Source organism: Roseateles asaccharophilus, assembly GCF_031458115.1.
Lineage (GTDB): Bacteria > Pseudomonadota > Gammaproteobacteria > Burkholderiales > Burkholderiaceae_C > Pelomonas > Pelomonas asaccharophilus_A.
In genome coordinates this window covers 302,554-324,094 of sequence record NZ_JAVDXV010000007.1, presented here as the reverse complement: position 1 = coordinate 324,094, position 21,541 = coordinate 302,554, and the positions used below count along the sequence as shown (strand labels likewise).

Below are 21,541 nucleotides of genomic sequence, written 5' to 3'. Positions count from 1 at the left end.
CCTCAGCGGGTTATCGATGCACGTGGATCTCGGAGATGACCGTGGGCTGGCCCTCGATCACTTCCCGGGCGAGGAACTGTGCCGCGGGCATGGGTAGCCGGCGGATCAGCACCTTGTCAGCGTGGCCGTCCGATTCCGGGCGGCTGCGAAGTTGCAGGCGTCGGGTTGGCCGCTGCTCGAGCGGGATGCGACCCGTCGAGCGGATGGCGAGCATGGGCGTGCCGTCGTCCATGCGGTCCCGCGCGGGCGTGCCGAAGCTGGCCTCTCCCGAGAGGTCGACGATGGCCAGCGCGGGTTCCGGCCAGTCGCCGTGCAGGCAGTACTTCCACACGGTGGCTCGTGGTTCCAGCCGCCAGCTCAGGCGTGCTACGGCCGCGTTCGCCCAGCTTCGCCGCAACTCGGCCAACGGCAGCCAGAGCATCGCGAACGGGGGGCGCAGCCGGTCGGCTGACGTCAGCAGCGAGGCCACCCGCGCGTCGCGCAGCGGTCGCGGCGTGGCGGTCAGTGTGCCGTCGCCGCCCGACTCAGCCCCCTGGATCCACAGCAGCTGTTCCGGCCGGCACGCCGGGTCGTCGGTTGCGCAGGCGAAGTCGGCGTCGGCCGTGAAGATGAGCCAGGTCAGGCCCTCGTCGGGCGTGTTGAGCGCGTCCGGCGCGTCGGCAGGTCCGTGCAGGAAGAGGTTGCAGCCGTCGCTGCGCGCAGCGATGTCGGCGCGGCGAATTGCGGCGGCGGTGCCCAAGGTCGGCTCGAACCGCAGGCCACGGCACCGCCCGGTGGCGTAGTAGCCGTGGCGCACTTCCAGTTGCAGTAGCGGGAGCCAGGCGTCCACGTTCGTTCCCTCACCCGTGCACGCCGACGCGCGGCGTGCGTACGATCGGGAGCTGCGCATCCGGCTGGCGTGCGTCGATGGTGAGCAGGCGTACGCGGTAGAGCACCGAGGGCACATAGCGGCCGCCGAGCGCACCCCAGAGGGACGCCATCTCCTGCAAGCCGATCGACTCAATGGACAGCGTGAGCTTGTCCAAGCGGGGATCCAGACCTGGAGAGTTCTGGGAGTCGAGCACCGGCGTCGCCTGGAAGCAGGCGATGGTGCTGCCGACGAGCTTCAGCGCCTCGGGGTAGGTCGTTCCGCCGTAGTTCGCCGCGAACATCACCAGCAAGTTCAGGTGGACCGGTGGCGCCGAGCGAGCTAGGCGCTCCCCGTTGCCCAGGGCTTGTACGGGCAGGCCGGGGGCGCCTTCGCGCTCCAGGTTGACGAGAAAGACCGACAGGCGCTGGGTGGCAGTCGCCGCCGGGCTGCCGTCGGATTCCTGCAGCCCCGTGACGACCACCAGGTCCTCCGCCGACTGGTGGGAACGGCGCAGCACGGCGTTGAGGTGGCCGGCGATGTGGTGGATGGCAGCGTCGATCATGGCGGGGTCGAAGGAGGGCGAGGGGCGTTCCGGTGTGCGGTCTCGATGGCCCACACGTTAGGGACGCGCCGCGCGCGGGACCATCGGACGGATGCCGAAATCCAACTTCCGATTTGCGGAGATCGGGTCGACGCGATGCCGTGCTTTCCTCAGGCTGTCAATCTGTCAGACTTATTGGGGACAGCAATGCTGACTTGGCGGTGCGTGTGCTCCTAAACTGACCGTCACGGGCCCTCGCAGAGGCCACGCTCAGGGAGTGCACATATGGACCGGACCGCTGACGGCCCCCTTTCCTGCACGGCCTCGACGCAGGGCGCCGAGGCCGTAGCTCCGGGACCGCTCGCGAGGGTCAGAGCAACGGGATCGACAGCGACAGACCCGCGACCGGCCGGCTTCTTGCTGGGCGATTGGCGGATCGACGTGGCCACGCGGCGCCTCAGCCGCGCTGACGAGTGCGTGACGCTCGAGCCGCGCCCCATGGCCGTACTGGTGGCGCTGTGCCGGCAGCCCGGCGTGGTCGTTTCGGCGGAATCCCTGCTGCAGCAATGCTGGCCGGAAGCGCCTGCCCAAGGCGACAACCCGGTGCACAAGGTCGTCGCCGGCCTGCGGCGCGCGCTGCATGACAGCGCGACCGAGCCCGTCTATCTGGAGACCATACGCAAACGGGGCTACCGGCTCGTGGCTCCGATCCGAGTGCTGTCCGAACAGGGGCCACGTAGCCATGCCGAGGGTTGGCGCGGACAGTCACCGTTTCGCGGCCTAGAGCCCTTTGACCTGGGTCATGCCAGTGTGTTCTTCGGGCGCGACGCGGCCGTGGCCGAATTGCGATCCCGCCTGGACCGGCAATGGCGTCGCGGCCATCCGCTCGTGATGCTGCTGGGGCCCAGTGGATCGGGCAAGACATCGCTGGTCCAGGCAGGCCTGTTGCCGGCCCTACTTGAGCCGGTGGCTGACGCGACCGATGGCGCGGTCTTGCATGTCTGCACGACCGCCACGGTGGACCTGGGCGCGCTCGGCCGCACGGCCGACGGGACGGTGCCCGACACATGGGCGGGGCTGGCCGGTGCGCTGCTGGACTGGGACTACGCCGGCGTGCCGCTGCTGTCCGGCTACAGCATAGACAGCCTGTCCGGAGCCCTCCGCGAGCGGCCCGAGGAGGTGGTGCGGCAGCTGGAGATCGGTCTTGACGCGATTGCAGGCCCGCGCACCCGCCTCGCCGCGCCACCTTTGCTGGTGCTGGATCGGCTCGAATCCTTACTACAGGAAGATCCGGCACATGTGGGTGCGTGGCTGGCCACGCTCGGCGACCTGCTGCGAAGCGGCCGCATCCTGGTCCTGGGCGTCTGCCGCAATGACTTCTATGCCGCGCTGGCGCGGCAGCCGCTGCTGATGGAGGACAAGGAGGCCGGGGCCCATTTCGACCTCGCACCGCCCGGCGCCGGCGAGATCGCGCAGATCATCCGGCTGCCCGCCAGGGCCGCCGGGCTGAGCTATGGCAGCGACGACAGCGGTCTGAACCGCCTAGACGATCGCCTGTGCGTCGATGCGATGCGGTCACCGGAAGCCCTGCCTTTGCTGCAGTACACGCTGCAGCAGCTGTACCTGAACCGCGAGCCGGGTGACATCCTGGCCTGGGCCTCATATGAAGCATTGGGAGGCCTCGAGGGGGCGATCGGTCGGCGCGCTGAGGCCCTGCTCCACGGCCTGCCAGCTGCGCGGCAGAGCGCACTCTCGCAGCTGCTGTCGCGCTTGGTCACTCTCGCGGGCGACGAGGCTGCGCCGACGAGCCGCTGGATGCCGGATGACGAGCTCGTCGATGCCGACGAGCGAGCGCTGGTAGAGGCCCTCGTTGAGGCCCGCTTGCTCGTGGCCGACCTGGCCAGCAGCGGCAAGGGCTATCGCGTCGCGCACGAGGCGCTGCTGCGCCGCTGGCCTCGGGTGACCGCATGGGTGGCGAGCCACCGGGCGGCCCTGGTCGCACGTGACGGCCTGGTTCCGTGGGTGGCCCGCTGGGTCGAGTCCGGGCGCTCCGGTGCCTTGCTGCTACCGCGGGGCGATACCCTGTGGACTGTGACGCGGGCGCTAGCCGAGGCGCCGGGCCTCTTCGGACCGCAGGAGAGCGACTTCGTCAGGCGCTCGCAGCGAAGACTGCGACGGCAGCGGTGGAGCCTCGGCGCTGCCACGGCCGGCGCCCTGCTGTTGGCCGCCGCCGCCGTCACCGCGGCCGTCGGCTATTCGCACCAGGCCGATCTTGCCGCCGAGCGCGACCGCCAGAGCCGCCAGCTGGCTTCATTCATGCTGGGTGAACTGGCCGACGATCTGCGGCCCATCGGCAAACTCAACCTGCTCGGCCGCATCGGCGAGCAAGGCCTGAAGGTGTTGGCGACGCCTGACGGCAAGGGAGCCGCCAGTGCGGCGGCTGACACCCTGCAGCGTGCCCGCGCACTGGTGGTCATCGGGGAGGTCAACAGCAGTCGGGGCCATGGGCGTACGGATATCGCCGTCGATGCTCTCAACGCCGCGCGCCAGATGCTCGAAGACCTGGCCCCCCGGGGGCAACTTCCGGATCTGGATGCCGGCGACTATTTCCGCACGCTCGGAGCCGCCTCCTTCTGGTTGGGCCAGATTTCGTTCGACGCGGGCGAGCTCGACGCTGCAACCGAGGCCATGAGCCGCTACCGCGAAGCCAGCGCGCGCTGGCGGCAGCTTGTGCCCGGGGATCCCGCCGCGACTGCAGAGCTCGGTTACGCGCTTAACAGCCTGGGCTCGATCACGTTCCGACGCGGTTTATGGGAGGCCGCGCAGCGGTGGTTCCAGGAATCGCTGGCGCTAAAGCAGGACGCGCTGTCGCGCGCGCCGGCCGACGTCGAAGCCCTCGAGGGCGTGGCCAATTCGCGGACATGGCTGGGGTTGGTGGCGCATGTGCGGGGCCGGCCAATCGAGGCGCTACAGCACTACGACGCTGCCCGCCAGGAGCGCATCGCTCTGGCCCAGGGCAGGGGTGACGAGCAGCTGCGTCTGCGCGACCTCGGCACGCTGGATTTGCGACGCGCCGAGGCGATGCGTGCCGCTGGTCGTCTCTTGGAGGCGGTCGTCGTGATGACTGCCGGTGTGGAGCGTTTGCGCGCGGCGGAGCGCCACGACCCGAGCAACGCCTATTGGCGTATCGATCGGCTGCATGCCGAGAGTCATCTCGCGCTGGCGCGGCTCGATGCCGGACAGCCGGTCGACGCCGACCTGACCGAGTTGACCGCACGTCTGCAGGGGACGTCGGACACGGACCCAGCCCGCGAGTTCCAGCGCAAGGAGGCGTTGCTCCGCGTGGTGGTTGCCGCCGCGCAGCGCGCGGCCTCGAGAGGGGACTGGCCTGCGGTTGAACGCATGCTCGGCGACAGCGCGGAGTCCTTCGAGGATCTGCTGCGCCAGCGACCGAGCTATTGGCAGATGCGCGAAATCCAGGCCCGCCGGGCACTGCTGACACTGGGGATCCGCGACGCACGGGGCGTCGTCCCCGCAGCGACGAATTGCGTCCGGCTGCGCGAGGGGCTGCAGTCCACCGTCGATGGCGGGCAGGCCGGTCTAGCTCTGCAGGCGTGGTTGGCCGCCCGCACCTGCGCCGCCGGCGAGGGCGCTGACGCATTGGTCGCTCGCCGCCTGGTCGCCGACGGCTACTTGCCGCTAACTCTGCCGTCGACCACGGCAGCACAGCTTTCGACACCGCTTTCCAAGCACCCTTGAATGAGGAGATTCCATGATCGAACCGCAGAACAACGCCGACACTGTTGGCATCCAAGCGACCACCGTCTACTTCGTCGTGCCGCTGAAGCCGAAGGTGGCGCAGGCCGATCCTGGTCCGACCGAGAACCTGGTGCAGTGCGCCTATTTCGACTCCAGCTGGCAGCCGGTGAGCTCCAAACAGATCAACACCGACGCGAACAGCGGCAGCATCACCTTCCAGCAGCAGGGCCAGATGCCGGCCTCCGCGTTGGACACCCTGGATGAAGGCGTCGAGCCTGACAAAGGCGTGGCGCTGTTCTCCGCGGTGGCCAAGACGCTCGAGTTCGACTGCAAGATGCCGAGCACCTTCATGGCCGTGACTCGCAAGGGCCTGGGCTCGGTGGAGGTGCCAGTCGAGTCGCGCACCACCCGCGGCGTGGTGCTGATCTTCCGCAGGCCTGCGGAGGGCGGAGCTCAGAAACTGATCGCCACGGCGGATCCGGAGATCCGCAACGGCAGCGGTACCTGAGCCGTACCGCCCGTCAGGGCGGTACGGCGGTCGCTGGCCGGGGCGGCGGCCGCTGCAGCCCGGCCAGTGCGTCCTCGATCGCCTCGGCGGTCACGCATTCCGTACCCAGGAAGGGCCGGTCCATGGCTGCAACGAAATGGAAGACCAGCCCCAAGGTCACCGCCAGCACGAGCAGTGCCCCGCGGCTGCTCGTGCTGATCGGCAGCACGGCCATGGGCAGCAGCGTCAGGGCCGAGCCCACCAACACAACCGCCCAGAGCGTGCCAGGCACCTTGCCCTTGGCGGCCTGCAGCCGCGCGCGGCGGTAGTCCAGCAGATCGTTGGCCTGCTGCCAGGTCTGCGTGAGCAGGGGGGTCTCGGCCGGCGTGGACTGCTTCAGGTCGCCCAAGGCGCCGAACAGGGCGTCAAAGGCGGCGAGGGTCGCCGGGCTCTGCCTTTCCTGCTGCATCTCCGGCCATTCACGGGTCACGACGCTGCGTCCGTAGGCCCGCAGCCGCTCCCGGGCAAGTCGCGCCTGGGAAGTGTCCAGTACCGTCAGCGAGCGGCCGAGCTGGGCGACCGCCGTGGCCTCGCGCTGCACGGCGTGCTCCGCCGTGGCAAACGAGTCCCACACCGACACCGCGGAGAAGGCCAGCAGCAGCGAATTGATCGTCGCGATCACGCCGAGCGCGGCGAGGGCGACATTGCGGTCGGTATCGCTGGCGCGGTCACGCCAGCGCTGCGGGAACAGCTGCTGCATCGCGAGAGCGATGAGGACCCAGGCGCAGACCAGGCCGGCGCCGAGCACCCAGTTGGGCAGGGAGTAGGCGATCAGCGGCATGCCAGCCCCCCTGCGGTCAGTCCTTCACTCAGGGCGTAGCGCGTCATGCCGGCGATGCCCCGCACGCCGAGCTTGCGAGTGACGTGTTCGCGGTGAGTTGCCACCGTCTTGGCGCTGACCTTGAGTCGGTCGGCGATCTCCTGGGTGCTGAGATCCTCAGCGAAAAGCTGCAGGATCTCGCGTTCCTTTGCGGTCAGCACCGGCCCGGGGAGTGCCGCCTGCAGACGCTGGCGGTCCCTGATCTCTTCGACGAGCCCGCCCATCGTTCCCGGGCTGATGTAGATGCCGCCGGTGGCGACTTCGCGCACCGCGCCGAGCAGTTCGTCGCACGAGGCGTCCTTGAGCACGAATCCGCTGGCGCCTGCCTGCAGCGCCGTGACCACGCTGCGCTGGTCGCCGTGCATGGACAAGCAGATCACTTGAGTCTCCGCCTGCGCGCGCACCCGGCGCGTCGCCTCGATGCCGTTGAGCCCAGGCATGGCGATGTCAGTGACGAGGATGTCAGGCTGCAGTTGCCGCACGAGCTTTACGGCCGTGGCGCCGTCAGCGGCGACGCCGACTACCTCGACTCTTGAATCGCGCGAAAGCAAGGCTCGTAGGCCCTCCCGAACCAATTGATGGTCGTCCGCCAGGACAAGGCGCAGTGTCATGAAGTCTCCTTGGCAAAGAGTGGACCGCGCGGTACTGGGGCCGGGTCGGCGAGTGCAGCTTCGAATGGCAGGGTCAGGGTCGCGCAGGTGCCCCGGTCAGGCCTAGGGTGCAGGGTCAGGTCTCCACCCAGCGCTTGCAGTTGCGCGCGCGCGCTGCGCAGGCCCAGGCTCTGCCTGGGGCTGGCAACATCGCCTGCCAGTCCGCAACCGTCGTCCTCGACGCTCACGCAGAGCCTGCCCGACAACGGCCGGGCATGAATGAGGACGGCGGAGGCGCCTGCATGCTTTTGAACGTTGAGCCCCAGCTCCCGAACCACGCGGCAAACCACGGCACGGAGTGGTGCCTGCATCGTCGGCGCTCCTTCGGCCTGCAATTCGCTCGTGTCGAGCTGGACCCTAAGCTGGCTTCGTAAACCCAGCTCAGCAGCCACGGACTCAAGCGCCGCCAGCAGGTCGTCGTGCCAGGCCGGCGGAGCGAGGGCAAAGCTCAGGCGGCGAACGGTGTCGGACAGTTCACGCAGCAAGCTATCAAAAACGGCTCCCGGATCAACCCGTGGATCCTGTGCGCTGCCGGACCGCAGATGGATTGGCAGACTCTCTTGCCGCCATGCGCCGTAGGCCAGCCGCAGTTGGACGAGCAATCCGCCAAGCTGGTCATGCAGGAGCTGCGCAAGGTGCTCCCGCTCTCGGCCAGAGTCCGGGGGCACGGCGGCCGCTCGCGGCCAGCAGCGTTGAGGAGCATGTCGCAGCGCACGAGGCATGCGCCCCCCGCTTTCGGAAGGGCACCGGGGTCGACTGGCGCACCCGATTGACTGAGCGGCGGGCGAGGAGTCGGGCGTGGCGCTCGGACGGGCATGGTGATTCATGGAGGCTCTGGGTTGGAAAGCTGGCCGCCGGCCGGAGGCCCAACGGGAGAGGAGCTTTCACGCTAGGCGACGGACCATCCCGCGACCTTCCGGAAACCTTCCGGTGCCGGTTTTGCCTAGAACTAGGGGTGCGATGCGCGGCTGTTTCTGCGCGGTACGGGCGTCGTACTCGCGCTAGATGCGAGGCAAAGCGAGCAGAAGGCATACGAACGTGTTTCCGCGGGCGCGGAGTCGTGCGCATGTCTAGCCTCCTCGCAATGAGGCGCTTCAACTGACTGCTTTCAGCCTGAAATCCTGTGCCCGAGAACTGCAGTCCTGGCCGTTCCCACGTCGTGGGAACGGCCAGCTTGACGAAACATCTTTCGCTTCTTCCTGACCCGGCCAGATCACCGTGCGCCAGGCTACGCGGATCTTCCCGCGAGCTGACTGGCTTCTTTAACAGCAGCTGCGCGACGCTTGTCGATGTAGTCGGCCAAGTCGTTCAAGTGGATCCCCTTGGCCGACTTCTGCGATTTACCTTCAATGCGGATCATCGGTATATCGATTTCGCCGGCTGACACCTTGCGGATGAATATGTCGACACTAAGGTGGCCAAAGAAATCGGGGACCACCTTTTCCACGGGGATGACGGGCTGGCCGCTGTACTGGGCTAGCAGCATGAATGCAGTATTCATAGGCTAGCCATCCGCGTTGCAACCTGAACCCCGTGTTGGGCCATGTGGCTTGAGAACCCTTGTTGGATGCTGCCTGCTGTGGGTGTGGAAGCGGGCTGTAGCGCAAGTAGCGCAGCATCAAACGGCGCGCAGGTTCGGTATGTCATGTGTGCTCTCCGTCAATCGAGCGAAGGTTCCCCGTGGGATCACTTCGGAGGTTGGTGGCATGGGCACGGTCGTCGGGAGGTCCCATTGGTGAATGGGAGGCCCAGGAGGGCAGAGGACCGAGAGGCGCGAGCGAACGCTCGCCGAACAATTGAGTTCGATGACAGATTGGATGACTGGGCAGCCTGACTGGCTGCGCCTGATCGAGGAAACGCCGCGCCGCCATCACGGCGGGGGCTCTCGATGTGAAAGCTGATGAGAGACAACGGTGACAGGACCGTCGCGGCCGAAATGTACTTCAGTTGTCCCGCGTGACGGTTCCTCGTTCCGACCGCATTGAGAAGAATCTCACGGCCGGATTCATGATGAAAGTGCCGCGCAAGTACGGGGGGCGACATGACACGATGGCGAGCAGCGGCTAGTTGCATATACCCGCAGCCGTTCGAGCCTGATAGAACATCCAGGCCTCGGCATTGCCGGCCACGAGACGCCCCTCCGCGATGCACAGCTCTATGGCCGCAGGGCGCATCCAGCGCACGTCGAAACGATCGTCTGAGCTCACGGTGTCCCTGCTTGAACCCACCCACATGCTGGCACTACGGTGCAGCGTGGGTGATTCTTTGGCGTCGTAGTGAATCGTGACGGCAGTGGTTACATCCGCGGGCCCTCGCCAAAGCGCCATAGCCAGGCTCTCGGCCCGAAGTGTCGATTCGAGCGAGTCAAAGAGCGTCGACGGCATGAGTGGAAGAACTCGTGGTGTTGCCGTTGGCAAACTGAGCTTCGAAGCAACGAGCTGGCGCGCGGTTTCCACCGCGGCTCTGTCGCGCACAAACGAGACGGGCTCATCGCCAGGGGTCGCGACGATGGCTTGCAACAACACCGGCGCGTGGAACAAGCCGTACGCACTAAATGGGCTGTCTCGCTCTATTGGCCGAAGTCCGCTCGGGCTTGGCTGATCACCGAGTCTTATCGCATTCGCAGTAGATGCAACGCAGCGCTGGACGATATCTGGGGCCACGCTGTATAGAGTGTGCGCGTGCAGCCCTAGGCGCAACGGCAACACGTGGACACCTGGCGATTTTGGCAACATGGCGCTCCACAACTCGGTCATGAGCTTCCCCGTGGGGCTCAGCGGGCTGCCCATGTCAAATTGCGCCGGTACACGGCCGCCTTGCGGGAAGTTCGCCAAGAATGGCCAGGCCACTATCTGATATCTGACGTCCCGACCACCTGATTTGCAGCGGCCCCAAGCCGTCTCGGCAAGCCGCTGGAGGCGTACTACTTCAGTGTCAGCGTCGGGTGCGTGTACCGCTAGCCGCTCCATTTCAGCGCGATTGGCACTTCGGACAGCCGTCAGCAGCGGGTCGGTGTCGCGGGCCAGGCAGCCGTCCGCACGTGTTCCAAAGCCAGAGCCTGCATGGTCGAACAGTGATTTCATGGCTCCATCTTCTTGATGGAGGCAGCATGCGCAACCAAAGTGCTCTGTGCGAGCGTTCGAGGTGCTGATGGTTGTGCCATCTAGACGCTGTGCTGCATGCACCAGCGGTCATGCCGCTACTATCACCCTATGGAAATCTTGAACCAACCAATGTTCTGGGTTTTAATCGGCATGGTGGCCTTCGCAGTCTTGACGCTGCTGGTCGCGCTCAGGATGGAGCGGGCCAGCGAGAACGAGGCTAGAGATCGGCGCGCCGAAATTGCTGCGTTGGTCGACCAGTCAGTTTGACCAACGGCCAACTGTGAACGTCCGATCTCGCGCTGCAGGCATACCCTGAAGCCTCAGCGGCTGCCACCGGCAGATCACCTACCGCGTCGACGTCGATCCGGTTCACCCAACTGTAGATCTTCGAAAGAGCTGACCTCCACCGTCACGGTCGCCAGCAGTCGATCTACCTCAGCGGGTGTGCCCTTGCTGCAGAAAGCCAGCGTCAAAAGGGTCAGCGGATGAACCTCGAGGACTTGGGCCAGTTGGACGATCTTGGATAGCGTGGGGTCTGCGCCGCCGGTCTCCAGTCGGCTGACATACGTCCGTCCTGACACGTCATAGAAGTCCTCTTGCGACAGGGCGCGTTCCAACCGCACGGCGCGAAGCGCCTTGGCGAAGTTTGGGTTGGGTGACTTGGGTGTCATCGCGGGCTCGAGGCGGCCCGCATTCACTCATTGCACACCTTAAAGGACTACACCTTATAAGGTGCGTTAACGTTTGGTGGTGGACCGCCGTGCGGCTTGCTTGCGCATGCGGGTAGTCCAGATACCTTGTCAACAACGCGTTCCTTCGAGGATGACCTTGCCTTCCACAAGCCCAAGCTTGCAACTGCTCAACCTTGCCGTGCCCGCCGTGGTGGCCAGCGCAATGGCGATCGCAATCACCTACTTCGCCTTCTACCTGCCTCGACAAGCGCTGCCAGATGAGGTCGTTGCCTCCGTTGCCAAAGCCTGCGACAGCAGCCTCGGCTGCAAGTTTGTGAAGCCCGTGCTTTTCACGAAAGACGGGCCGCTGAACGAGCCAGTGGTTGGGTTCCTTGTTCGCGTGGAGGGCTCGCCCGCTGAAAGACGCAGTGCAACCCAAGCCATTGACGGTGCGGTGCGTATGACCGGCCGCAGGATCGTGATCCGCTTGGAACCAGGCTTGGAGACGAAGTGATGTCCTCGCTCTTCGAGCTGTTCTTCCTGGCCGTCCTTGGCGTGTTCAGTGCAATTCGCAATGTGTTCAGCCGCTACCCGTTCATCAGCCTCGCTCTTGCGCCTTTGCCTGTCCTCGCCCTGTGGCTGGCAGTTTCTCTCGGGGGAACCAGCGTCCAAATCTGGCCACGGCATCACGCGCTCGAGCTGCCCTCGCTGGCCTTGCTGGTTAAAGCGGCCATCGCAACGGCCTGCGTGGTGCTGGGATGGGTAGCGGTAGTGCCGATGCGCGACCGTAGCATCGCACTGGCCACCGCGCCCTTGTTGGTCGCCGCTGGCGGCGGGTTCATGTTGCTCGTGCTGCTGGCGCCACTGATCAGCGCGCGGGGGTGGGGAGCTTACGAGTGGGCCTACCCGCTCGCTGTTGCAGCGTGCTCTGGTCCCCTAGCCGTGGCGCTCGCCAGGATTTGGTGGAAGCTGCTTCCTTCGCGGGAAAGGGGTGCTGCCGAGATAGATGGGTCGTCGGCTCGTGTTGATCGTGCTGCCCCCACTCGAGACTTCGCATCCGTAGCCGGTATGCAGCAACTCAAAGCCGACCTCGCGCCAGTCCTGCAGCAGTTCCGCGCTTGGTCGCCATCAGGAAAGGGCGCGAAGGCGTCGAACGCCGTAGCCGTTGATCGCAACGGCATCCTCTTCACTGGCCCGCCAGGCAACGGGAAGTCGATGATGGCGGAGGCAGTGGCTGGAGAGTTGAAGCTTCCGCTGCTTCGCGTAGGCACCCAGGACCTGACGTCGAAGTGGGTCAACGAGTCTGCCGAGAAGATCACCACGCTGGTGACGGATGCAATCAATTCCGCGCCGTGCGTGCTGTTCATTGACGAGATCGACGCCATTGCACCCCGCCGCGACCGGGCTGGTGTCCATCAGGAGGATACGAAGGTAGTCAACACGCTGCTGCAGCAGATCGACCGTCTGCGTCGGCATCCGGTGCTGCTGGTGGCTGCCACGAACCACCTCGCAAACATTGACCCTGCGATCATGCGAGACGGCCGCTTCGACTTCCGCATCGAGATTCCCTGGCCTGACACAGATGCGCGCCACGGCATCCTCACCGCGCTGGCGGCCAAGCACGGCGTACAGCTGTCTGACGAGCTGGCGCGCAAGACCGCGGCTCGATGGGAGCGTCGCAGTGCTGCGTTCATAGAGAACGTGGTCAAGCGACTCCGCGACTCGCTGTCCAGCTCTTCCTGGGCGGTTGATCTTGGTATGGTGATGGCGGCAGACCGCGCAGTGAGCAGGCGGTCCGGCAACATTCCGGGCGCTGGCTTGAAGCTGCAGGATTTGTATCTGCTGCCGGACGTTCGTCGTCAAGCAAACTCGATCGTTACGCGCTTGGCTCATTGGGACGAGATCGCTGAGCAGGGCGGGACGCCGCCGCGCGGTATCCTTCTCTACGGGCCACCGGGTACGGGGAAAACCAGCCTCGTCAACGCGATGGCAAGGACGCTAGGCGACTGGCATGTCTTCGAGGTGAAGACCTCAGAGATCCTGGCTGACCCGCGCAGCTTCGACAAGCTCATCGAGCTGGCCACTACCCACCGTCCAGCCTTCGTCTTCATCGACGAGGCGGACGATCTCCTCAAAGACCGCAGCTCTTCGTTCAATGCGACGGCCACGAACGAGATATTGAAGGCCATTGATGGAGCGATGGGTGCGGTGCCTGAGGTTGTTTTTGTGGCCGCAACGAACAACGCAGACGCCATCGATGCTGCGGCAAAGCGGAGCGGAAGGTTTGGCGAGAAGCTGTTCTTCGACATCCTCCGCGGCGAACATCTTGTGGAGTTCATTGCTCATTACATCGAAGCCAACTCGAGGAGGCTGCGGCTTGACGCGGACGTTGATGCTGTCGGCCTAGCCACATGCATTGGCGCGGCAGGACCGGCTGATGTGATTGGTGTGCTGAACTCGGCGGTCAATGCCACATTTGCCGACGTCGGCGTTCAGGGCGAGCGGCGCACCGTCTTGATGGTCGATGTCGAGCGTGCTGTCGCGCAGTTGCACTCGAGGTGATCGCGCAGTTTGCTTCAGGCGTGCCAGTGCCAGTGCCTGGCATCGCAGCCATCTATTCGTTTTGGGGTGCCATCGGTCGCTGCATCACTCCTTTGCAGCGCCGCGGCGGGCACTCGTCAGGGCAGGCTTTTTCTCCGCGCCGGCATGCGCCGGATTGGATAGGTCGAGCGGGTTCCTTCAGGACTCAACAAGCACACCCAAGCCTCCGCTAAGGCTGGGTCAAGCGCGGGGCTCACACGCGGCGAGGCGGTGTGGCTGGACGCGCTCATGCATGGGCCGAATCGCGCTTGCCCAGGTGGCAAGGCGCGCATGACGACGGCAGCATGCATGGCTAGGGTTTCGTTTGCGTTCGGACTCACTCGCTGGACGACACCGGCGCTTGGCCCCGAAGGGGAGAGCGACTTGCGGTGGGCCCGGCGGTTGCCGCGCTGGAACAACATCAATCGCAAAGCCCTCCCGACTACGACCGTGTCGGGGATGCGTACACCTTGAAGCTACAGGGCGCGCCCCGGTGGGGCAGGCGGCGTGCAGCGGGTCACTGGCGACGTTGGATCAGAACGCGCCGGACGACATCGGCGTTGATGTGCTCGAAGTGATTTGATAGAGGATGCGCGGCCTTGATCGTGGCGGCGGCTGTCTTTCGACAGCTGGAGTGATTGGCGTCAACGCCACCGGTGTCGGCGGATCTTTGCCTCAGACTTGGCTTTGTGAAGTTGAAGCCAACTTGCGATGACAAGCCGATTGGCTTGCGGAGAAGCGGGTGACATCGTCGTCCCGCGAGCATGAATGATGCTCATTGATGAAAGGCCGGTCCTTGAGTTAACGCCTGCTCGCGGCATGCAGGCGACTTGTAGTGAGAAGGATTCTACGCATGAGCTGAGATGCGTCGCGTTTATTTTGGTCGTCTGCGATCTATGCGACGGTTCTGTACACGTGTTGTTTGTGGTCGCGGTCGTCAGGACTCACTGGACCGCTGGTGGCTCGCCGCGTCGCTGGCAAGTGGACGTCCGTCAAGAGCTCGCCCTATGGTCGACGTATCACGTCCAACACGCCGATGCGCATCGCCGGCCTGGCTGCCGGCCAAGCACCGCTGCGCACTCGAGAGTACGTCATTGCTGACACCATGTCGGTCGCCACTGGCAACGCCACCAACGTCATGGTCTGCTATGGCACGGTAAACAACTGCGCCAACGGCATCACGCCGTGGGGTGCCTATCTGACGTGCGAAGAGAATTGGAACGGCACTTCGGTAGCACTGGTGCCGTCGACACGTCTACCAGCACCGAACTTGGCAAGCTCAACAGCCGCTATTGCCTGTCCGCGACCGGCTTCGGCTACCGCCGCTGGCACGCCACCGACCTGCGCTGGGACCTAACGACAAATCCCAACGAGCCCCGCCTGTTCGGCTGGGTGGTCGAGATCGATCCGTTCGATTCCAAGTCCATGCCTGCTAACGAGGGTTGCCGGGTCTCGCTGGGCCGCAGTGGCCCACCAAATGGACCGCCAGTGGGCCACCCTGGGCCAACAGAGAGGCGCCAGGTCTCGCTGGGCCGCCAGTGGCCCACCAAATGGGCCGCCAGTGGGCCACCCTGGGCCAGCAGAGGGGCGCCAGGTCTCGCTGGGCCGCCCTTGGAAGTGCCCGCTGGGAAAAAAGTGGCCCAACTTGGGTCAAACATGGCCCCCCGCCGAGCGGGCGACGAGCCGCCCATGCCTGGCAAAGTCGGACCAACATCAGGCGGGCTTGCGGGCCAACTCGGCGCCAACTGGTCGTCCGTGACCCAGGAGCGGGCATACCTTAAGGCAAGTCGGGGTCTTGCCCTTGCAGCTAGGCGGCAGCTTTGCCCGAGCCGGGAAGTTCACGTCTTTCGCACAAGGATGTCGTGGCCAACGTCGATACACATCCGACACTGAGGCCACGTCGAAACGTGCTCCCTCATAGGAGAAAAATAGCCCCAATCGACAGAATTAGAACCTGCATGCCCACTGCGCAGATTTCTAAATGCCTCGGTCGGCTTGCGCATGCGATCGCCCAGACTAAGGTGATCAGCAAGAGAAGGAGATCACCATATGAACGCGCAAAGCCCTAATTCTTCGAGTTCCAGCGGTAGCCGGGGCGTCGTGACTCGCGGCATGCAAATCGCAGTCGCCCGCAGCTTGCCGCCTGTCCGACCACCGATCGATGTGCTGATGCCCACGGTCGTTGAGTACTTGCGCGCGTTGGCGCTTGCAAGTCGGTCAATTCCGCCGATCTGCGGTGCGTCACCCGTGTCACGCGGTGGCCCGGGTCGTGGGACGTCAATCTCATGATCTGTCCGGCCCAAGAGACTTGTTGCGGTGCCAACTGTTCCTCGCGCCGAACGTTGTATCCGGCAGCATGCAGCGCACCAGCGCGGGAACGTGCTCGCTGACGTCATGCCGGTTGATGGTGACTGCTAGAGGGATTGCGTCGCCAGCAGGTTTTCGATCGTTTGCAGCGAGGGCGGCGTGGCGCCGGCCGTCACGCAGGCCGCAGCGCCGCCGGCCAGCGCGAAGCGCAGGTGCTCGTGGGGCGGCAGTTCGCCACGACGCATCAGGCTGAAGAGCAGGGCGGCGATGCTGGCGTCGCCGGCGCCGACCGTGTCCACCACGTTGACGCGCAGCGCGGGCTCGCTCCATTGGCGGTCACCGATGTGCAGCGAGGCGACGTCGGCACCGCGGGTGTAGAGGACCATGGCCTCGGGCTGCCAGCTACGCAGCTGCTCGAACGCACTGGCGAGGTTGGTGGTGCGGAACAGGCCGGCGAGGTCTTCGTCGGACAGCTTCCATAGCGGATGGGCGTCGGTGGCGGCGCTGACGCCCGGCTGCTTGGCCATCACCAGCTCGATAGGCAGCGAGCAGAAGTAGACGCGGCCCTGGCCGTAGGTGGTGGTGCTCAGCACCGGGTTGCCGTCGGCCTCGGTGGCCATCCAGGCGCAGGTTGGCGTGGATGCGGCCGTCGTGACCCAGGCGGATGAAGCTGTCGTCGATGTAGGTGGTGGGCGCGTGAACGAGGCGCACCGCGCGCGTCACGCCGCCGTACAGCTCCCAGTCTGTCAGCGTCGGTGGGATGCTCTCGTCGGTGCGGGTGGAGTCCACACCCAGCGTGATCTGGTTCTCGCCAGCGCGCAGCAGCTTGGTGATCTCGAAGCTGAACGGCGTGAAGCCGCCTTCATGCGAGCCGACGTACTGGCCGTTCAGGTAGACGCTGGCTTTGTAGTTGACGGCCTCGAAGCGCAGGAAGGCGCGGCCGGTCAGCTGCGTCGGTACGAATGTGCGCTGGTACCAGACCAGGCCGTCGTAGAAGCGCATCTCCGTGTTGGGCAGGTTCCACGAGCCCGGCAGCGTCACGCGCGGCGCGCGCTGCATGTCGTACTCGAAGAACAGGCTGGGGTTGGCCTTCTCCTCGGCCTGCACGTTGATGTCCCGGTAGCGCTGATTGCGCGGGTCGGGCGGCGAGCCGTTCATGTCACCGAGGCTGACGCGGTAGCGGTCGCGCGAATAGGTCCAGGTGCCAGACAGGTCGTCGCCCGTGCGGGCGATGGCGTTGGTCAGCAGCGGCGCGGGCACGGTAGCGGACGGCTGCCAGCCAGTGATTGCGAATTCTGCCGCCCCGAGGTTCGATTCTTCCTCGCGGTCAAGGGTGGGCAGGGGTCTTGTATGCCTTTCGGAAGACCTCTGATCGGCGTGCCACGCCGATGCTGTGGAACTGCACCTCGCCCGCGAACCCGGCGGCACGGTTGCTGGTGATCCATTGGGCGAGCAGGTCGGCGCTCGGAATGATGTCCGGGCCCAAGGCCAGCAGCATGCCGGGGAACACGCGGTCGAGTTGACCCGCTGGCACATGAGCACGAGTCTCTGCCAGCAGCTTCTCGTAGCTGGCAGCGTCGCGCCGGTAAAGCTGGGGGAGCAGTTCGTCAGCCAGGCCTGCGCGCATCCACGCCGGCCAGTCCTGCAAGTACTCCTCCAGCGCCCAGGGGTAGGGGCTGGGTGACAGGCTCAGCACCGCCGACGGGCGCTCTGCCTTCACGGCCGTGTGAAGGCGCTTCAGGAACTCGGTCAGGCGATCGGCACGCCATTGCAGCCAGCGCGGGTCGCGCTCGGCGGGCAAGGGCTGGCCCTGGGTCCAGCCGTAGGCCTTCAGCAGGTCAGGGTGGTAGCCCGCGCTGCTGGGCGAGGCGGGCAGGCGGTCGTCGCCCTGGATGCCGTCCAGTGTGGGGTAGCGGCGCAGCAACTCGACGCTGAGGTCGATCAGCAGTTGCTGCACCTCGGGGTCGAACGCATTCATCCAGTGGAAGCCGTTCTTGACGACAGGCTTGCCATCGATGCCGAGGCCCGCCCAGTCGGGGCGGTGCTTCAGCAGACCCTCGTGCGCACCGTCGCCGTAGTGGCTGGCGAAGCCGAACTCCAGCCAGGCGACGACGCGCAGGCCCAGCGGCTTGGCTTCCTCCAACAGTTCGCGCATCACGTCACGCTGGCCCAGGCTCTCCAGCTGGCGCACACCGGTCAGGCGGGCCATGCGGTCCGACGGGTACAGGGTGCGGCCCGTCATCAGCGCCACGACGTAAACGCTGTTGAGTCCGGCCGCCTTGATGGTCTGCAGTTCCGCGCGCATGGCCTCGCGGCTGGCCCAGAACTGGTTGTGCTGCGGGCCGGCCACCCAGACGCCGCGCACCGGCTCGGCGGCGGCCGCGCCAAGGCTGGTGGTCAGTGCAAGGGTGGCCAACAGGTGACGAACGAGCGATGAAGGCTGAAATTTCATGATTTCGAGGCCATTGGCCTACTTGATTGGAGGCGTTGAGTGCGAACTTTACCGGATGAGCTGCGAGAATCTCAACCATTGGCTTAGGGTTGGTCTCGATGTTGTCTGTTTATTGGTATGGATAATGGTCTACATTGATCTTGCCCCATCCGCTTCCAAGGAATCTTTCATGCCTCTTCAGCGTTTGTCTCCCACCGCCGCGGCCGCAGCCCTGCTTGCCTTGCCTTCGCTGGCCGTTGCGCAGCAGGCCGCCGCGCCCGCGCCGTCCCAGCTCGAGCAGGTGGTGGTGACCGGCATTCGCGCCTCGCTGGAGGCGTCGATCAAGACCAAGCGCAACGCGCTGACCAATATCGAGGCGGTGACCGCCGAAGACATCGGCAAGCTGCCCGACAAGAACATCGCTGACTCGCTGTCGCGCCTGGCCGGCATCCAGGTCACGCACGGCTCGGCGTTCGCGTTCGACGAGGCCGAGCGCGTGCAGATCCGCGGCACGCCGCCCAAGCTCAATCTCGTCACCATCAACGGCCATTCGCTGTCCAGCGGCGATTGGTATCTGGGCGACCAGAACGCGACCACACGTGCCGTCGGCTTCGGCATGCTGCCGTCGCAACTGATCGGCAAGGCCATCGTCTACAAGAACGGTCAGGCCGACATCACCGAAGGCGGCATCGGCGGCGCGGTGGACGTGCAGACCCGCAAGCCGCTGGACCTGAAGAAGGGCCTGACCGGCGAAGCCTCGCTGGGTGCCGTCTACACGACGCTGGCCGGCAAGACCGACCCGCAGGCCAGCGCACTGGTCGGTTGGCGCAACGAGGCCCGCACCTTCGGCGTGCTGGCCCAAGTGTTTAAGGAAGACCGGAGCCTGCGCCGCGATGGTGTCGAGAACTTCGGCGTCACCACGCTGCTGGGCAATAACGCCGTCAATCCGGCCGCCTGCTTCGTGCCCCAGGGATCGCCCGCTGGCACGGCGCCGATCTGCGGCGACGCCAGCCTGAAGGGCCTGCGCCTGCCCAGCAACCTGGCCTCGGCATTGTTCGAAGGCGAGCGTCAACGCCGCGGCGCCTTCCTGGCCGTGCAGGTCAAGCCGACCGACGCCCTGGATGTCACGCTGACCGGCTTCAACTCCAAGCTCAACGCCAGCAACTACAACAGCAACACCTTCACGCTGGCCAGCACGCTGCTGGCCAACGGCGCCATCCTGACCAACGTGAAGACCAGCGGCGACGTCATCACCGCGGCCACCATCAACCCCAACCCGGCCCGCGTGGCCGCCGCGCCGGCCACGGGTGGCGATGCCGCCGTGCAATCAGGCCACCAGGTGCGCCTGGGCGCCGGCTCCACCGCGGCCTTCTACGACCTGGACTTCAACTTCCGCGCCAGCGATCGCCTGCGCTACAGCGGCAAGGTCGGCTTCACTAAAGGTACAGGTGAGACGCAGAGCAGCCCGGGCCTGTTGTTCCGCGCCTTCAACAAGACGCTGAACTACGAGCTGCTGGGCGACGAGGGTGTGAACTGGTCCGTGCAGCCTAGCGTGAGCCTGACCGACCTGACCCAAGGCGGCTGGAAGCTGATCCCTGACATCCAGGCCGTCTTCAAGACCGAAGACCAGGACCGTTATGTCTACCTGAACGGCGAGTACGACCTGGAGGACAGCTTCTTCAGCCGAATCAAGTTCGGCGGCCGCGCCGGCACGCACAAGAACCTGAAGGACCAGATCAACGGCGCGTGGAACTTCGTCACCACCGGCAACGGCCTGCCGTCGCAGGCCGCACTGGACGCGCAGTTTCCGCTGGCCAGCCTGCCCATCCAGGGCGGCCGCTACCCAGGCGACTACGGTGCGGGCCTGACCGGCAACTTCCCGCGCGACGTGCTGCGTCTGGACCGCGGCGCGATGGCCGGCATCAACAGCCTCATCAACTACGACCCGGTGCTGAACAAGAACTGGACCGGCAGCTACATCGTCAACGAGAAGACGACGGCGCTGTACGCGATGGCCGAGTTCGAGTCGGGCGCGTTGAGCGGCAACACGGGCGTGAGGCTGGTGACAACCCAGGTCAACAGCATCTACTACCAGGCCGTCGCGGCCAACAAGGTCTGTCCGGCGCTGGCTGTCACCTGCCCGGCCAAGGTGGGCGTGCCGGTGGCGAATCCCATCAACAGCTCACGTCTGTCGGGCTATGTGCCACAGGAGACCAACACCAACCACAGCGCACTGCTGCCCAGCTTGAACGTGCGCTACGAGTTCTCACGCAACCTGTTGGGCCGCGTCTCGGCCAGCCGCACGATGGCGCGCCCGGAGTACTCCGAACTGGCCGGCGCCGTCAGCCAGAACAACATCGTCACGCCCAAGACCGCCAGCGCCGGCAACCCCAACCTCAAGCCGACGATGGGCAGCAATGTCGACGCGTCGCTGGCCTGGTACGCCAGCCCGCGCGCCTACATCCAGGGCGGCGTGTTCCACCAGAGCCTGCAGAACTACGTCAAACGCGGCACCAGCGATGTGATGCTGATCAACCTGGAGACGCAGCAGCCTGAGGTCTACGTGACCAACAGCTTCATCGGCCGCAAAGCCAAGCTGAAGGGCTTCGAGATCAGCGGCGAGACCCCCGTCGCCGCCGGCTTCGGCGTTATTGCCAATGCCACCTACGTGGACGGCAAGGACGAGGACGGCGCCAAGGTCATCGGGACCTCCAAGTGGACGTACAACCTGCGCGGCTACTACGAGTCCGGCCCGGTGACGGCCAGCCTGGCCTGGAACTACCGCACCGACTACCCGGTCAGCTACTTCGGCAACGGCACCATCACGCCAGCCACCGCCACCGCGGCGCGCAACGACCTAAATTACGCCGACGCGCAAGGCAGCCTGGCCGCCTCCGTCAGCTGGCGCATCACCGACAAGTTCAGCCTGCAGGTGGACGGCACCAACCTGAACAACCCGACGCGTTACTACTACTCGGCCACCGAGACCATGCCGCTGGGTTGGTACAAGAACGGCCGGCAGTTCTTCGTCAGCTTGCGCGCGAAGCTCTGAGCGGGCACCGATCTCTCCTCGTTTTGGGCTCGCAATCGCGGGCCTTTTTTGTGGTCGAGGCGGCTGGGCGCTAGGCTGCTTTGCAGCGTATGCAGTCATTGAGTCAACCATGTCGAACTCTCGCTATGGGCCGGACACCCGTCGTTGGCTGGGTTCGGGACGAGCCGGCATGAGCGCGCCACCGTAGCGGTGGCGAGAGACTGACTGCTTCCATCGACCACCAGCCTAC

At 65.6% G+C, this 21,541-nt stretch carries 18 protein-coding genes; 7 read left to right on the top strand and 11 right to left on the bottom strand.

The annotated features are described in order from the left end of the window. Positions 1–10 precede the first annotated feature (10 nt). Both J2X21_RS18635 and J2X21_RS18630 read right to left on the bottom strand, forming a co-directional pair. Entirely contained in the window at positions 11–829 is an 819-nt protein-coding gene (locus tag J2X21_RS18635) for a hypothetical protein (protein ID WP_310331111.1), read from the bottom strand. A 10-nt stretch (positions 830–839) separates the two neighbouring features. Then, positions 840–1,412 (bottom strand): Pvc16 family protein, encoded by a 573-nt coding sequence (locus J2X21_RS18630; RefSeq protein ID WP_310331109.1) that lies wholly within the window; start codon positions 1,410–1,412, stop codon positions 840–842. 396 nt (positions 1,413–1,808) lie between these two features. Here J2X21_RS18630 and J2X21_RS18625 point away from each other — a divergent pair, with 396 nt between their 5' ends. Further along, positions 1,809–5,150 (top strand): nSTAND1 domain-containing NTPase, encoded by a 3,342-nt coding sequence (locus J2X21_RS18625; protein ID WP_310331108.1) that lies wholly within the window; start codon positions 1,809–1,811, stop codon positions 5,148–5,150. 13 nt (positions 5,151–5,163) lie between these two features. Further along, complete coding sequence (locus J2X21_RS18620) at positions 5,164–5,658, top strand: hypothetical protein (protein ID WP_310331107.1); 495 nt, start codon at positions 5,164–5,166, stop codon at positions 5,656–5,658. A 13-nt stretch (positions 5,659–5,671) separates the two neighbouring features. On the opposite strand, the gene J2X21_RS18615 is transcribed toward J2X21_RS18620, so the two are convergent. The 5 genes from J2X21_RS18615 to J2X21_RS18595 all read right to left on the bottom strand — a co-directional run bounded on the left by J2X21_RS18615 (position 5,672) and on the right by J2X21_RS18595 (position 10,250). After that, positions 5,672–6,478, bottom strand: coding sequence for a bestrophin-like domain (locus tag J2X21_RS18615; RefSeq protein ID WP_310331104.1), 807 nt, complete (start codon positions 6,476–6,478; stop codon positions 5,672–5,674). Continuing rightward, on the bottom strand, positions 6,469–7,128 hold the full coding sequence (locus J2X21_RS18610; RefSeq protein WP_310331102.1) for a response regulator: 660 nt from the start codon (positions 7,126–7,128) through the stop codon (positions 6,469–6,471). Before J2X21_RS18610 ends, J2X21_RS18615 begins: the two co-directional genes overlap by 10 nt. Next, positions 7,125–7,769 (bottom strand): sensor histidine kinase, encoded by a 645-nt coding sequence (locus J2X21_RS18605; RefSeq protein WP_310331100.1) that lies wholly within the window; start codon positions 7,767–7,769, stop codon positions 7,125–7,127. The genes J2X21_RS18610 and J2X21_RS18605 overlap by 4 nt, the downstream gene beginning before the upstream one ends. Before the next feature lie 626 nt (positions 7,770–8,395). Continuing rightward, the gene (locus J2X21_RS18600) at positions 8,396–8,668 is read right to left on the bottom strand and encodes a pyocin activator PrtN family protein (RefSeq protein WP_310331098.1); all 273 of its coding nucleotides are present in this window, start codon (positions 8,666–8,668) and stop codon (positions 8,396–8,398) included. A 562-nt stretch (positions 8,669–9,230) separates the two neighbouring features. Further along, the gene (locus tag J2X21_RS18595; RefSeq protein ID WP_310331096.1) at positions 9,231–10,250 is read right to left on the bottom strand and encodes a hypothetical protein; all 1,020 of its coding nucleotides are present in this window, start codon (positions 10,248–10,250) and stop codon (positions 9,231–9,233) included. Between the two features lie 129 nt (positions 10,251–10,379). Between J2X21_RS18595 and J2X21_RS18590 the strand changes: the two genes are divergently transcribed. Beyond that, positions 10,380–10,538 carry a hypothetical protein gene (locus tag J2X21_RS18590; protein WP_310331094.1) on the top strand — a complete coding sequence of 53 codons (159 nt, stop codon included), beginning with the start codon at positions 10,380–10,382 and terminating at the stop codon, positions 10,536–10,538. A gap of 74 nt (positions 10,539–10,612) precedes the next feature. Here the strand turns inward: J2X21_RS18590 and J2X21_RS18585 are convergent, their stop codons facing one another. After that, complete coding sequence (locus J2X21_RS18585) at positions 10,613–10,969, bottom strand: helix-turn-helix domain-containing protein (RefSeq protein WP_310331092.1); 357 nt, start codon at positions 10,967–10,969, stop codon at positions 10,613–10,615. A gap of 151 nt (positions 10,970–11,120) precedes the next feature. On the opposite strand from J2X21_RS18585, the gene J2X21_RS18580 reads away from it, so the two are divergent. The 3 genes from J2X21_RS18580 to J2X21_RS18570 all read left to right on the top strand — a co-directional run bounded on the left by J2X21_RS18580 (position 11,121) and on the right by J2X21_RS18570 (position 14,879). Continuing rightward, complete coding sequence (locus J2X21_RS18580; protein ID WP_310331090.1) at positions 11,121–11,456, top strand: hypothetical protein; 336 nt, start codon at positions 11,121–11,123, stop codon at positions 11,454–11,456. Beyond that, on the top strand, positions 11,456–13,504 hold the full coding sequence (locus J2X21_RS18575) for an ATP-binding protein (RefSeq protein WP_310331088.1): 2,049 nt from the start codon (positions 11,456–11,458) through the stop codon (positions 13,502–13,504). Before J2X21_RS18580 ends, J2X21_RS18575 begins: the two co-directional genes overlap by 1 nt. A gap of 976 nt (positions 13,505–14,480) precedes the next feature. Then, the gene (locus J2X21_RS18570) at positions 14,481–14,879 is read left to right on the top strand and encodes an alkaline phosphatase PhoX (RefSeq protein WP_310331086.1); all 399 of its coding nucleotides are present in this window, start codon (positions 14,481–14,483) and stop codon (positions 14,877–14,879) included. A 1,057-nt stretch (positions 14,880–15,936) separates the two neighbouring features. Here J2X21_RS18570 and J2X21_RS18560 read toward each other — a convergent pair. The 3 genes from J2X21_RS18560 to J2X21_RS18550 form a co-directional block, all read right to left on the bottom strand. After that, a complete protein-coding gene (locus J2X21_RS18560; RefSeq protein WP_404667383.1) occupies positions 15,937–16,239 on the bottom strand; it encodes a PfkB family carbohydrate kinase in 303 nt (100 codons plus the stop codon). Beyond that, the gene (locus J2X21_RS18555; RefSeq protein ID WP_310331085.1) at positions 16,232–17,089 is read right to left on the bottom strand and encodes a sugar-binding domain-containing protein; all 858 of its coding nucleotides are present in this window, start codon (positions 17,087–17,089) and stop codon (positions 16,232–16,234) included. The genes J2X21_RS18560 and J2X21_RS18555 overlap by 8 nt, the downstream gene beginning before the upstream one ends. A gap of 67 nt (positions 17,090–17,156) precedes the next feature. Further along, a complete protein-coding gene (locus tag J2X21_RS18550; RefSeq protein WP_310331083.1) occupies positions 17,157–18,245 on the bottom strand; it encodes a glycoside hydrolase family 10-like protein in 1,089 nt (362 codons plus the stop codon). 205 nt (positions 18,246–18,450) lie between these two features. On the opposite strand from J2X21_RS18550, the gene J2X21_RS18545 reads away from it, so the two are divergent. Continuing rightward, the gene (locus J2X21_RS18545; protein ID WP_310331081.1) at positions 18,451–21,312 is read left to right on the top strand and encodes a TonB-dependent receptor; all 2,862 of its coding nucleotides are present in this window, start codon (positions 18,451–18,453) and stop codon (positions 21,310–21,312) included. Positions 21,313–21,541: the final 229 nt, after the last annotated feature.